The 11735-nt window shown below is 43.2% G+C and carries 15 protein-coding genes and 2 pseudogenes; 13 read left to right on the top strand and 4 right to left on the bottom strand.

All coding sequences use genetic code 11. The features are described from left to right. Nucleotides 1–22 precede the first annotated feature (22 nt). The 6 genes and pseudogenes from tnpA (at nucleotide 23) to MKX98_RS17840 (ending at nucleotide 2572) form a co-directional block, all read left to right on the top strand. Nucleotides 23–496 carry an IS200/IS605 family transposase gene (gene tnpA / locus MKX98_RS17865; protein WP_339217207.1) on the top strand — a complete coding sequence of 158 codons (474 nt, stop codon included), beginning with the start codon at nucleotides 23–25 and terminating at the stop codon, nucleotides 494–496. Nucleotides 497–797: 301 nt separating this feature from the next. Beyond that, nucleotides 798–1044, top strand: a pseudogene (locus MKX98_RS17860) (effector binding domain-containing protein); the annotation flags it as partial. An 86-nt stretch (nucleotides 1045–1130) separates the two neighbouring features. Continuing rightward, on the top strand, nucleotides 1131–1619 hold the full coding sequence (locus MKX98_RS17855) for a phage tail protein (protein WP_339217529.1): 489 nt from the start codon (nucleotides 1131–1133) through the stop codon (nucleotides 1617–1619). Further along, complete coding sequence (locus tag MKX98_RS17850; protein WP_339217527.1) at nucleotides 1612–2034, top strand: DoxX family protein; 423 nt, start codon at nucleotides 1612–1614, stop codon at nucleotides 2032–2034. The genes MKX98_RS17855 and MKX98_RS17850 overlap by 8 nt, the downstream gene beginning before the upstream one ends. Nucleotides 2035–2080: 46 nt before the next feature. Further along, nucleotides 2081–2209: a hypothetical protein gene (locus MKX98_RS17845; RefSeq protein WP_339217525.1), complete on the top strand. Its 129-nt coding sequence runs from the start codon at nucleotides 2081–2083 to the stop codon at nucleotides 2207–2209. A 51-nt stretch (nucleotides 2210–2260) separates the two neighbouring features. Next, on the top strand, nucleotides 2261–2572 hold the full coding sequence (locus tag MKX98_RS17840) for a hypothetical protein (RefSeq protein WP_339217523.1): 312 nt from the start codon (nucleotides 2261–2263) through the stop codon (nucleotides 2570–2572). Between the two features lie 14 nt (nucleotides 2573–2586). Here the strand turns inward: MKX98_RS17840 and MKX98_RS17835 are convergent, their stop codons facing one another. The 4 genes from MKX98_RS17835 to MKX98_RS17820 form a co-directional block, all read right to left on the bottom strand. Continuing rightward, a complete protein-coding gene (locus tag MKX98_RS17835) occupies nucleotides 2587–2949 on the bottom strand; it encodes a GNAT family N-acetyltransferase (RefSeq protein ID WP_339217522.1) in 363 nt (120 codons plus the stop codon). Continuing rightward, nucleotides 2870–3304, bottom strand: coding sequence for a hypothetical protein (locus tag MKX98_RS17830; RefSeq protein WP_339217520.1), 435 nt, complete (start codon nucleotides 3302–3304; stop codon nucleotides 2870–2872). Before MKX98_RS17830 ends, MKX98_RS17835 begins: the two co-directional genes overlap by 80 nt. A 292-nt stretch (nucleotides 3305–3596) precedes the next feature. Next, entirely contained in the window at nucleotides 3597–4430 is an 834-nt protein-coding gene (locus MKX98_RS17825) for an ABC transporter permease (RefSeq protein WP_194542955.1), read from the bottom strand. Between the two features lie 2 nt (nucleotides 4431–4432). Further along, nucleotides 4433–5386: an ABC transporter ATP-binding protein gene (locus tag MKX98_RS17820; protein WP_339217517.1), complete on the bottom strand. Its 954-nt coding sequence runs from the start codon at nucleotides 5384–5386 to the stop codon at nucleotides 4433–4435. 250 nt (nucleotides 5387–5636) lie between these two features. Here MKX98_RS17820 and MKX98_RS17815 point away from each other — a divergent pair, with 250 nt between their 5' ends. The 7 genes and pseudogenes from MKX98_RS17815 (at nucleotide 5637) to MKX98_RS17785 (ending at nucleotide 11602) form a co-directional block, all read left to right on the top strand. After that, complete coding sequence (locus tag MKX98_RS17815; RefSeq protein WP_194542953.1) at nucleotides 5637–6086, top strand: MarR family winged helix-turn-helix transcriptional regulator; 450 nt, start codon at nucleotides 5637–5639, stop codon at nucleotides 6084–6086. 370 nt (nucleotides 6087–6456) lie between these two features. After that, complete coding sequence (locus MKX98_RS17810; protein WP_339217514.1) at nucleotides 6457–7269, top strand: arsenite methyltransferase; 813 nt, start codon at nucleotides 6457–6459, stop codon at nucleotides 7267–7269. A gap of 184 nt (nucleotides 7270–7453) precedes the next feature. Further along, nucleotides 7454–7939, top strand: a complete 486-nt coding sequence (locus MKX98_RS17805; RefSeq protein ID WP_194542951.1) for a DinB family protein — start codon at nucleotides 7454–7456, stop codon at nucleotides 7937–7939. Between the two features lie 175 nt (nucleotides 7940–8114). Beyond that, entirely contained in the window at nucleotides 8115–8339 is a 225-nt protein-coding gene (locus tag MKX98_RS17800) for a hypothetical protein (RefSeq protein ID WP_194542950.1), read from the top strand. 104 nt (nucleotides 8340–8443) lie between these two features. Beyond that, nucleotides 8444–8539: pseudogene (locus MKX98_RS17795) on the top strand (acetyltransferase); the annotation flags it as partial. 287 nt (nucleotides 8540–8826) lie between these two features. After that, nucleotides 8827–9882 carry a LacI family DNA-binding transcriptional regulator gene (locus tag MKX98_RS17790; RefSeq protein ID WP_220685072.1) on the top strand — a complete coding sequence of 352 codons (1056 nt, stop codon included), beginning with the start codon at nucleotides 8827–8829 and terminating at the stop codon, nucleotides 9880–9882. Between the two features lie 22 nt (nucleotides 9883–9904). Further along, nucleotides 9905–11602: an NPCBM/NEW2 domain-containing protein gene (locus tag MKX98_RS17785; RefSeq protein ID WP_339217512.1), complete on the top strand. Its 1698-nt coding sequence runs from the start codon at nucleotides 9905–9907 to the stop codon at nucleotides 11600–11602. Nucleotides 11603–11735: the final 133 nt, after the last annotated feature.

Genomic DNA, 11735 nt, shown 5'->3' with positions numbered 1-11735 from the left:
TCAAAGAAAGGAATGGTCTCAAATGGCAACCAAGAGCTACAGCCTAGCTCACACAAAGTGGATGTGCAAATACCACATTGTATTTACCCCGAAGTATAGACGGAAAGAGATCTATAATCAAGTAAGAAGAGACTTAATAGAAATTTTCAAACGCTTATGTAAGTACAAAGGAGTAGAAATTATAGAAGGCCACATGATGCCCGATCATGTCCATATGTTGGTGGCTATCCCGCCGAAAATTTCAGTCTCATCATTCATGGGATATCTAAAGGGGAAAAGTTCGTTAATGATCTTCGAGAAGCATGCACAACTAAAATATAAATACGGGAATCGAAAATTTTGGGCAGAAGGATATTATGTGAGTACAGTAGGTTTGAATGAAGCAACAGTAGCGAAGTACATTCGTGAACAAGAGGCACATGATCAAGCCATGGATAAGTTGAGTGTAAAAGAGTACGAAGATCCATTCAACAGCAACAGGGGCAAAAAGAAATAAACCAGTTTAACTGGTAAGTGAAAGTGACAAATAACAATGAGCCTGAACAGAGTTATGGTCAGGCTAGCGTCTTTAGGCGCAGTTTGGCAACAAGGGGTTATACCCCAAGAGCAAACCACCCGTTGGACGGGTGGTCATGATTTTAGAAACTTTAGATCTATATCATCTGAAGAAGGCTGCCGACAGCAATAAATCGGCGGCCTATTTATGATATTTTCACCGCTCCCTAAACAGTATCACTTTTTGACATGATTAAAGAATATGATAAACCCATCAAGTAAAAAGAAAATTTAAGAAGTCGACAGAGAAATCGGTGCCCGAAGCAACCCGAGGTATTCAGTTTCCTAAAGGTGAATACCTCGTAGTAAAAGGGGAAGGGAAGACGGCTGATGAGTTGAGGAATATGCTTGCTGGTGTTGCCTTTGGTCAAGTATTGCCGAAAGCCAAGAATTTCGCCTATGTTTAGCGGGCCAAATGCAACGGTTGAGATGGGTCTGCGAGACGACCTAGTTTTTGGTGAAATGTGGATTCCCGTTGTCAGGAAATAAAGAGATTAGCGGATGCTTTCGAAGCATGTTTTGCACGAAGTAGCATCATAGAATTATAGCTCACAAAACATTCAGGAGGGATAACAATGTCCAATATCATTGATTTTAAAAATGTATCTACCGTTGGTTTAGAATCTTCACCCGTAGCAGAAGCGCTTGCTGGTTTACGAGCGAATGAAGCCCGTTACTTTATGAACAAGTATAAGCATGAATTTACGGTTGTACCCGCCAGCGAGAGCAAGGAGACCCTTGAATATGTGAATCGAATATTGAAAGAAGAACGACATATTGAGTTTGCGGCTAAACCTTTAGAAACGTCGCGTTTTCAAGTGGATAACATCCAATTTGCCTATGTCTTTTATGAGAATGGTCTTGGACTCAATGTCATGTATACGGTTGATGACCCTAAGAAGCGAGCCGTTGGTTTTAAGCTTTCGGAGGGGATGGAGGTACCAGAAGAATTAGAAGGGAAGTTTAAGTTTGCTAGGCAGAAGTCAAAATTAGCCGGAACCATTCGGGGCTCGTTCTTTGTAATTAAGAAAAATTATACTGATGAGGTGGGAACCCATGAATAAAATGACCAGTGTGGAAACAACTATGAAAGTAAATGACCGTCCTGTTGGAAAAAAGGTAACTTATTGGACAGTCACATTGCTGCTTGCGGCAGCTATTATGTTAAGTGGTATCGGACAACTGATGCAATTTGGAGGAAACCTCGAGTTGGTGACGAATCTGGGCTACCCATTATACGTCCTGACCATTCTCGGGATTTGGAAAGTGCTTGGAGCCATCGCTCTCGTCGTGCCAGGTTTACCTCGACTTAAAGAATGGGTTTACGCTGGTATCTTCTTTTTAATGACGGGTGCGGCATTATCCCATGCATTTGCTAACGATTACGGTGACTACGGGTTTAATCTGATCCTCCCGCTTTCATACGCTGCGTTAAACATCTTTTCGTGGGGGCTGCGGCCATCGAAGAGCCGCTTATAAGATTACAGAAAATGACGGCGTCATTATTCTGGAAGTAGAAAAGTCTATGACGGCAGCCGGATCGGCTGCCGTTATTGACGTACCAGGAGAATTTCGTTGTCCGTTGGGAATTCGACTGTGTCTCGACATCGATGAGAGCAGCTTGCCCTGGCAGCTGCTCTTCCTCTATATTTAAAAAGGAAATTTCTACTGAAAATCGATTCTTTTCATTATAGGGGGCATATCGATGGTCGGGACGATTATCATTTGTTTTTTGGTATTACACATCATCATGGCTGCCATCATGGCGGTTTTCGCTAGGGATGAAAGCATGAGAAATACCATCGGATTCCAAGCTTACACCTCCGAGCCAAAAACGGCTGGAGATTACACTTTTAATTTGCTGTTCTTTCTCCTTGCAGGTGGAGCTTATTATATGGAGTCGATCAATGAACGGATTGCGCAAAAGTTTTGGCTGGTCCGGATCGGCATCCGAATTGCGGTTCTATCCATTGCCATCATCGTTGTTTTTATCCTTGCCATCATCTTATCATTTTGATTCATCCTTTGCCCTTAGGCTTGCTTTGTAAACACCCACATTTTTGATACATCTCGATAACCCATTTTTAGATATAAAGGATGTCCCATTTGACTAGCAACAAGAACGCTCTGGACAGCGCCTTCCTGCTGGGCATCACAAAGCATTTTTCGGCAAAGTGTTTTCGCTAATCCTTTACCTCTATGTTCTTTTGGTGTAAAGACATTATTCAAAAATGCGGTTTTATCTAGCAGTGCATAGCTTCCAAAAGATGCAGGATACCCGTTTTCCTCAGCAACGTAAAAATGCAGATTTGGATCATTGAATTTTCTTGAGATCGATAACAGCCTTATTGAAAAAATGATTGATACGTCGAGCTTCTTCCTCCGTTTTGACACACTTGATGATCTTGTTATCTGGTTCAAGAGACCAGTTATCCAGATATAAAATCATAAGAAACTCTGAACTTTTGATGTTATATCCCTCTGCCTCATAAATACGATGTTCTTCATCTGAAAACACGGTAAGCCAATAGTCTTTTTTTACATCTAGTTTATTTACGGTATCCATAACGTGTGCAAAGTTAGAATTATATACGACAAACTCGTCCGTTCTGCCATCAACATGTACACCAAAAGCAAGATGTTTTATAGAATCGTAATCATATACTTGGGATGCAGGTTGGCGACTACAGGTATATTCACCTCGAACAAAAAAATCAATTGCTTTTTTTAACTCCGTTTCTTTCCACATATAAAAATCCTCCAACTCGCAATATGGTCATTTTCATGCGCGAGATACTCAAGCTGACCATCCCGTTTATAATTGCCTTTAGACATCATTATAGGGATGGCATCAGATGAATAAAATGTATAATCCAATTGATAATTGTTTTATGCATAACACCGACTCACAGGTAAAAGCCGCGAGCCGCTTGATCAATGGGAGGATTAAACATGTGGGAGAATACTGCGCCTAATAAGCATAGAAGGAGGGAAAGAGCACTCTTCCATCGACTAATCGAAGGACAGGGCAGAACATATCCCTACTTCTCAACACGCCAATCTACCTTTTTTAAGATCAATATGATGGAAATCAGCGAAAAGAGCAAGAGTACAAGCGTGTTCCAGGCGACAGACCCGGACCAGCCCGAAATCAGCACCTCCCGCATGGCCTCGGCGGCGTAAGTGGTTGGGAAGAGATAAGAGAACCACTGCAGGATCGCAGGCAATTGATCCATATCCACCATGACTGGCGTCAAAAACGAGATGAACATCATCAGCGCCTGGACCAGCATGTTTGTCAATTGGTGGCTAGGTGACCAGAAGCCGATCAGCACACCTGCGCCAACCACGCTGAAGACGGTAAGCAACAGTACAGGGACAAGTCCCCAGCTGTAGTGGAATTGAATGCCGTAAGCCAGCTGACCTATCATCGCCAAGATGATAAAAGAGGGGGCGCTCATGATCAAACCGCGCAGCAGATTGGCAAAGATGAAGTTTACCTTCGCAATCGGTAGGGACGAATAGTACGTGAAGTGCCCTTGGTGCTTCTGATAAGATATCTCCTGAGCCATGGAATTGAGTCCCATGACAATTAAGCCGAAGAGCATATTCCCCGTAATAATACGGGTCATGACAGCCGGCGTTGGGTCGACCGTAAAGAATTTGAGAAACAGCAGCGTCGTTAATGGAAACATGCATGCCATGATAAAAATCCAAACCCATGCCTCGCGGATGATCGTGAATTGAATGCGGGCCAGGATCAGCCATTCTGTTATTCTGCGATGGATTACGCTCTGCTGCTCGTGCTCTTGAAGAAAGACCGCTTCTTGCAGTTGCAAGTCTTTGCTTTGCATAGATGGTTGAGTATTTTCCATGTTTAGATCACCTCCGTTTTGTCAGGCTTATCCTGTTCGTCATCGATATGAAAATAGACATCTTCAAGATTCGGCGGGACTAAGGAATATTCTTCAATCGGTAAATGCTGCTTGGTTATGAAGTCAATCGCGTAGCTGGCGTCTTGCTTCTCGATCAGTGCCCGGATACGGTTTTCTCCCGTTTTGGTCCACTGTCCCAGCGCGATTAAGCTTCGGCATACATGATCGCTTTCACCAAAGGAAGTCGTAATTTCCAGCTTCATCCGCTGATCGACCCTTTGTTTTAATACGCTGACATGATCGATGGCGAGCAGCTTGCCGTGATTTACGACAGCTACTCTGTCCACGACCTGTTCGGCCTCCAGCACGTTGTGTGTCACCAAGATTACGGTTACTCCTTGCCGATTCCGTTCTTGAATCAGATCCCATACGAGTCTTCTCTTTTTCGGGTCCAACTCATTGGTCGGTTCATCTAGGATCATGACGGGGGAAAAGCCGATCAAGCAAGTTCCTATTCCGATTAAACGCTTCTGTCCACCGGAAACGTTCTTCAGCAGCTTATGACGAAGGTCCTGCATTCCAAAGCGTTCCAACAATTCCTCTGTTTGCTTTACGGCGGACTCTTTCGTCAACCCCCGCAACCTTCCCGTAAAATACAAAGCTTCCCACGTTTTTAAACTGGTCAGGGCGTGAGGCTCTTGCGAGTAGTAGGCTACCTCCTGGGCAACTCGCTTGGTTTGGGTCTTCACGCTGGTTCCTTTATAGCGTACTGTACCTGAGGTGGGAGCAAGGTGTCCTACCATCTGCTTGATTAGCGTGGATTTGCCTGCTCCATTCGGACCGAGCAAACCGAGAATTTCACCTTCTTGCACATCAAAGCTTATGTCATGATTGGCAACAACCTTTCCTTTTTTGTATGTTTTATTCACATGCTCTAATTGATAAATCAGCTTCATTCTTCTTGCCCCTTTCTGTTCGTACTTTGGTTTAAAGATATCGCATAGCTCTGCTAAGGAGTGACGGGCGGCAGAATGGTTTTCGTCTCCGTCTCAGGACGGAGACAGCATGCTGAGCTCCCGTATCCAGGGCTTCGATCGGCGGAAAATCAGATCTGATAATAAAAAGTGAAGGGAAATAATTACACAAATAACATTTGCGTTTTGCAAATAATAAGTGTATAACTGAAGGAAGAGGTGAAGAGAACAAATGGAAAGTACACGTGAACTATTTCAGATTATGACACGCCGCTTCGGCTTATTGAACAAAAATTGCTGCACCGTAGGCGGTAATGACATTACGCCGGTTCAAAGCCATATCTTATTCGAAGTCGATCGTCAACATCATCCTTCCATTCAACAAATCGCAGACACATTGGGGACGGATATTACCACTTTTAGCAGGCAGGTACAGGCGTTAATCAAAATGAATCTAATTAAAAAGACACCAGATCCGACCGATCGCCGAGTTTATACACTTTCCTTAACTGCTGAAGGGAAATACGTTGCTACAACGATTGATCACCAGATGAATGCTTATTTTGACGATATTTTTTCGTCAATGACTGAGTTTGAGAAAGAAACCGTCCTGCGCTCAATCAGGTTGATGAATGAAGCCATGGCTAAATCGGATCATTGTTGCAAACCAATAATCGGGTAAAAAATTTTCTTCTCAATTACTTGCAAAATACAAATAAATAGGGGGACTTGCTTAAAATAATGTCAATTGGCGCATCAGCGATTCGCTGTGAGTCATTAACATAAACAATTTTGAATGAAGGAGGATCCGGATGAATTACAATTATTACTATGCTGAGTACATGATGAAGGCACAAGAGATAGAGATACAAAAGAACGCTCGAGAAGCATGGAAATGGTCTACCGGTAAGTCCGATTCTAAACGGCATCGTATCTTAACCGGTTTTCGCCAACCAGAAGCAATACCGTGCTGTACGCAATCACTTCAGGCTTGCTGCTAAATCCGCAATGAATGCTGCTTGTATCGAAACCAATCCTAAGGAGTGTCTACCATGACAAAGTTAACGAATGATGAAATCCGCCAGAATGTACGAAGCCGATATAAGCAAGTGGCCGTTCAAGAAGCTAGTGCTGAATCGTGTTGCCATCCCAATATACAAGCAACCAGTTGCTGCACTACATCTTCTGATTTTAATACAATTTCAAGCGAATTAGGTTACTCAAATGAAGAATTAGACTCGGTACCTGATGGTGCAAATCTGGGGTTAGGGTGCGGCAATCCCCAAGCTATTGCATCGTTGAAGCCTGGTGAGGTGGTACTGGACTTAGGCAGCGGTGGTGGGTTTGACTGCTTTTTAGCGTCCCGGCAGGTGGGGGAGACAGGGTCAGTGATCGGTGTGGACATGACGCCTGAAATGGTTAGCCGGGCTCGTAGCAATGCAACTAAGGGGAATTTCGTGAATACAGATTTTCGTTTAGGGGAAATTGAGCATCTTCCGGTTGCCGATAACATGGTGGACGTCATCATCTCGAATTGTGTAGTGAATCTCTCGCCGGATAAGCAGCAGGTATTTCAGGATTCCTTTCGCGTTCTTAAAAAAGGCGGCCGATTAGCGATATCTGATATTGTAACGACAGCAGAGCTTCCTCCAGAAATAAAGGACGATTTGAATGAACTGTATTCTGGCTGCATTTCAGGGGCATCATCAATCGACGAAATTGAGGCCATGCTCTGTCAAAGTGGATTTACAGATATCTCCGTTGAACCGAAGGATGAGTCCAAAGCTTTTATTAAAGATTGGATTAAGGGATCCAATATCGAGGATTACATCGTTTCAGCGGTAATCAAGGCAATTAAGCCTTAAATTAGGGTGCGGTTATGAGTATCTTAAGCCCCCCGTAACAGGCCGTATCCGCATCAATTATCCTAGGGGTTATATTTTGTTATCCATATGTGCGGGATCAGGGATCTTCACAGATTGGAGGATAACAAGATTTTATGGCGAATCATGGTAGAAGCAACAAAGTTGTATTACAGGAGGCTGTAACATGTTGAAACTGTTCGAGTATAACTGGCAAGTTCGCAAAGATTGGTTTGACTGGTGCGATACGGTGAGTGAGGAAGAACTGTTGAAAAGACGGACCGGGGGCATAGGAAGCATTCTCTATACACTCTATCACATCGTGACCGTTGAATATGCCTGGTTGTGCGGGGATTTACAAGGAAAAGAGCTGGACATCCCTTCGTTCGAGGATTGTGCCAGCGTACAGGGATTAAGAGATTATTCGGCACGATGCCATGCGGAAATTGCACCCTTCATCTACGCTTGGAATGATAGCTTGGAAGACCGCATCATGTATGATACAAACCAAAACGGAGAGCAGGAAAGCTTTACATTCGGTGAAGTGATGCGACACGTGATTGCCCACGAAATTCACCATATCGGTCAATTGTCAATATGGTCTCGAGAAATCGGAAAGACGCCGGTTACAGCAAACTTGATTCGTAGAGGGTTATTCGATAAGTCGCGGTAGAATGTAGAAACATGTCGCTATACAAGAATAAAATACCATGCAAAGTCGCTAATTTAGCGGCTTTTTTTATGGTAACGATGTTTGTGCGCCGGAGTTGGAAAAGCAGATATGTATAGAATTGCTTTTCCAGGGAAATTTAATTCAATCCGTATGCGAAGGAGCTGAAGTAAAGAGTATGATCCATCCCAAAGACGACTATGGGGTATTAGGCAATAAAATCGAAGTGGATTCGGATGTGAACGAGGATCGTAATCGAGAAGAGCAGTTGGATGACTCCTTTGAGGCCTGGTATGGGGATATCAACGATCAGGTGAAGCAAAAGCTGGATCTCACGCGCGTTCCGCAAGACAGTGTTTTTGATTCTGCCGTTGGCATGGATGAGGATCCATCCCAGGATTAAGAGCTTAACCATGATAAACAGGGGCTGCCGCGGTTCCTTCTTCAAATAGACATCTTCCGAGTATAATATGAACTGCAGTGCTTCATCAAAATGAAAGGTTCATCCACGTCATTATCGCCTCAGGAGCCGTGGTGACTAAGGATGTGCCGGACAACATGATGGTTGTTGGTGGTAATCCAGCGAAAGTGATTAAAGATTGAAGTATAAAAGATAGTAGTAAGGTCGAGGGACAAGTACATTGTCCCATTGAAAGTCGCTATATTAGCGGCTTTTTTTGCATTGAAGGTACAAGATTTTGTTCAGAGGCTAGCTGGCAGAAGTAGAGGGCTTACTCAAGTGATCATGTGGGCAATCGCAGAAATGATTTGCAGCAAAAAGTGAAAAATTGCGCAAAAAAAGATTGAATAATTTGTTAAATCAGTATAAGATTTCAACAAAGGGGAGGTAAGCGCTTTCCAAAACTATAACAGACAGGTGTTATGCCGATATGAAAATAACTTTAAAAGACATTGCAGAGCATGCCAATGTATCTATTTCTTCGGTTTCGAGGGCTTTAAACAACGCAAACTCGCCAGCACTTGTAAACGACCAAACGCGTCTGCGAATTATTCAAGTTGCCAAGGACCTGGGTTACTATAAGTTTAAAAATAAACTGCAAAAAAACGAAAAATTTTCAGAGAATGAAAAGGTCCCAAAGAGAGTGGGACTTGTTTTATATGATGTAAAAGCTAAATACCAGGATCCATATTTTTCAGAAATTATATACGGAATCGAAAGTGAATTACTTGATCAAGAATGTATATTGGACTTTACATTTGAGGTGCAGGATATTTTCAATTTCAATTTATTTGGGGATATGAACGAGAGTGACTTAGGAGTTATTTGTATCGGACCGCTTAAGCATGATTTTATAAATGAGCTGAATAAGCGGGTTCCATTTGTTATATCGGTGGGCGGAATACCTAAGTTGGAAATGGATTACGTTACGGTGGATTTTCGTCATGCGGCAATGCAAGCAGTTCAATATTTGGTAGATCTCGGTCATCGAAATATTGCATTTATTGGCGGAAGCTCACAAGTTGGAATGCCGATTGACCAAGAAGAACGTTTCTATGGTTATAAAGAAGCGATGGAGTTGAACCATCTTAAAATTGTTCCGGAGTGGGTTCAAGACGGCTGCTTTGATCTGACCAAGAGCTATGAAGCCATGAAAAAAATTTTAAACACGCAGAGTCCGCCTTCGGCCGTATTTACAGCTAGCGACAAAATGGCATTCGGGGCGTATAAGGCAATTGGTGAATATGGGCTATCGATTCCCCATGATATATCTGTTGTTTCTTTTGATAATGTCGAAATGTCAGAATTCATTAACCCTCCGTTAACAACGGTACAGGTACACAAGGAGGAAATGGGGAGAATCGCAGTCAAATTACTGCTTCAGCGCATGGAAGGGGGGATACCTTTGCCATTGATCAGCTATTTGCCGACAAAACTTATTGTCCGCAGTAGCTGTACCGAGAAAAGCGAACTGAAAAATATATGAAGGTTTTGAGGAGGGTATAATAATGAAAAAAATAATGGCTTGTCTCGGTTTAGCCGCTTGTATGCTTATCCCCCTGGTTGCTCCAGCGCACGCACAATCAGCACAAGGGGACACAAATGCATATGAAAAAAAACCAAAAGCAACCTTTCAAGTGATCAGTGACCTGCATATTAGGGATACATCGTTCTCTCATAACAAACTATTGAAAGCGCTTCAAGATCTTCATTCCGCTGATCCGCTGGTAGATGCTATGGTCATCAACGGAGATATAACGAATAACGGTTTTCCCGAAGAATATGCGAAGGCTCGCGAACTTCTTGATCAATCTCCTAAACCGAAGAATCTGTATATGACCATTGGGAATCATGAGTTTTTTAATGGAGAAGGAAATGAAGTGAACACCAGTCGGTTCGCAGACTTTATCGAAGAGGAGCATGTGTACTACGAGAAAATCGTGAAAGGCTATCCTTTTATATTTCTAGGCTCTGAAAGCTGGGGGCCCGTCGATTCTCCCACCAAAGACCATGCCTATCTGAGCGACGAGCAGTTGAATTGGCTGGAAGATACTTTGGAGAAGCGCAGTAATAGCGAGAAGCCTATGTTTGTTTTTCTTCATCAGCCTCTTTCCGCCGTACATGAAACAGCAGAAAAGCGTCTAACTGATCTCTTCTCGAAGTATCCGCAAGTTATTTTATTCACTGGCCATACTCATCGGGATATGCGACTTCCAAATATTAACCTAACGCAGAATAAATTTACGAGTATCAATACAGCTTCTGTTTATTATACAACCTTCGCACCAACAGTAAACTGGGATGAAAGCCAAGGATTGTATGTGCAAATTTACGATGACAGGGTCGTTGTCCAAGGACGCGACTTTTACCGTAAGCAATGGATTCCCGAAGTGCATTACACGATTGATGTTCAATCGGCAACAACTTTTTCTTATCGTAATAACTATGTTATTCCGGGTGAAACTACCCTATTAACCTCAACCTTTACAAATTATGGACAAAACACGATCGAGGCCATTCAATTGGACTTAACGGCCCCTGATGGTTGGAGCGTAGAGGCAGTAAATGATCCTCTGGTCACGAATCTTTCGCCTGGAAGTTCGATTGAAACGGATTGGCGTGTGACGCCCCCAGATACTGCTGAGCCTGGATTCGCAAATTTAAATGCCACCGTTTCATTTGAATATGGGGAAAATAATAAGCAATCAGAGTGGAGTGCCGACTCCATAGTCTGGATACCAGAACGGCTCCCAACTGAAGATTCTTATGTAAGTGATGTGGAATGGATTCATTCCGCTAATCATTGGGGGCCCGTAGAACGGGATCAGAGTAACGGTGAAAAAGCAAAAGACGACGGAAAAACCATAACCATTGGCGGTGAAAAATATACGAAAGGCTTAGGTGTACATGCGAATGCTGAGATTGCTTATTATATAGGCGGCAACTTCTCAACGTTTGCCGCTGATATCGGAATCGATGATGAAGTGGGGAATAGAGGGTCGGTCGTATTTCAAATTTGGGCAGACGACGAGAAAGTATATGACAGCGGGCTTATTATCGGATCTGATTCCGTCAAAAAAGTTCATGCGGATATCTCCGGTGCAAACGTACTGAAGCTGGTCGTTACTGATGGCGGAGACGGAACTGGCTACGACCATGCGGATTGGGCAAATGCTCATATTGCTAGATCCGATGTAAACCGTTAGGAAGGCTAATAACCGCTTTTACAAAGGCTTAGTGCAAAACATATTTGAATTTGAACAACGGATAACAAGGATCTGACTATAATTGCCGGATACAAAACATGCTCCCGTTGAAAGTCGCTAATTTAGCGGCTTT

The organism is Paenibacillus sp. FSL W7-1332, from assembly GCF_037969785.1.
Classification (GTDB): domain Bacteria; phylum Bacillota; class Bacilli; order Paenibacillales; family Paenibacillaceae; genus Paenibacillus_AQ.
The sequence above is the reverse complement of the archived record's forward strand: the minus strand, read 5'-3'. Positions and strand labels throughout refer to the sequence as shown.

Excerpts from the sequence above, each read along its gene's own strand:
- MKX98_RS17790 (WP_220685072.1), top strand. The coding sequence starts at position 8,827 with ATGAAAATAACTTTAAAAGACATTGCAGAGCATGCCAATGTATCTATT.
- MKX98_RS17820 (WP_339217517.1), bottom strand. The coding sequence starts at position 5,386 with ATGAAGCTGATTTATCAATTAGAGCATGTGAATAAAACATACAAAAAA.
- MKX98_RS17845 (WP_339217525.1), top strand. The coding sequence starts at position 2,081 with ATGACGGCAGCCGGATCGGCTGCCGTTATTGACGTACCAGGAGAATTT.
- tnpA (WP_339217207.1), top strand. The coding sequence starts at position 23 with ATGGCAACCAAGAGCTACAGCCTAGCTCACACAAAGTGGATGTGCAAA.
- MKX98_RS17815 (WP_194542953.1), top strand. The coding sequence starts at position 5,637 with ATGGAAAGTACACGTGAACTATTTCAGATTATGACACGCCGCTTCGGC.
- MKX98_RS17805 (WP_194542951.1), top strand. The coding sequence starts at position 7,454 with ATGTTGAAACTGTTCGAGTATAACTGGCAAGTTCGCAAAGATTGGTTT.
- MKX98_RS17840 (WP_339217523.1), top strand. The coding sequence starts at position 2,261 with ATGGTCGGGACGATTATCATTTGTTTTTTGGTATTACACATCATCATG.
- MKX98_RS17830 (WP_339217520.1), bottom strand. The coding sequence starts at position 3,304 with ATGTGGAAAGAAACGGAGTTAAAAAAAGCAATTGATTTTTTTGTTCGA.
- MKX98_RS17810 (WP_339217514.1), top strand. The coding sequence starts at position 6,457 with ATGACAAAGTTAACGAATGATGAAATCCGCCAGAATGTACGAAGCCGA.
- MKX98_RS17785 (WP_339217512.1), top strand. The coding sequence starts at position 9,905 with ATGAAAAAAATAATGGCTTGTCTCGGTTTAGCCGCTTGTATGCTTATC.
- MKX98_RS17850 (WP_339217527.1), top strand. The coding sequence starts at position 1,612 with ATGAATAAAATGACCAGTGTGGAAACAACTATGAAAGTAAATGACCGT.
- MKX98_RS17800 (WP_194542950.1), top strand. The coding sequence starts at position 8,115 with ATGATCCATCCCAAAGACGACTATGGGGTATTAGGCAATAAAATCGAA.
- MKX98_RS17825 (WP_194542955.1), bottom strand. The coding sequence starts at position 4,430 with ATGGAAAATACTCAACCATCTATGCAAAGCAAAGACTTGCAACTGCAA.
- MKX98_RS17855 (WP_339217529.1), top strand. The coding sequence starts at position 1,131 with ATGTCCAATATCATTGATTTTAAAAATGTATCTACCGTTGGTTTAGAA.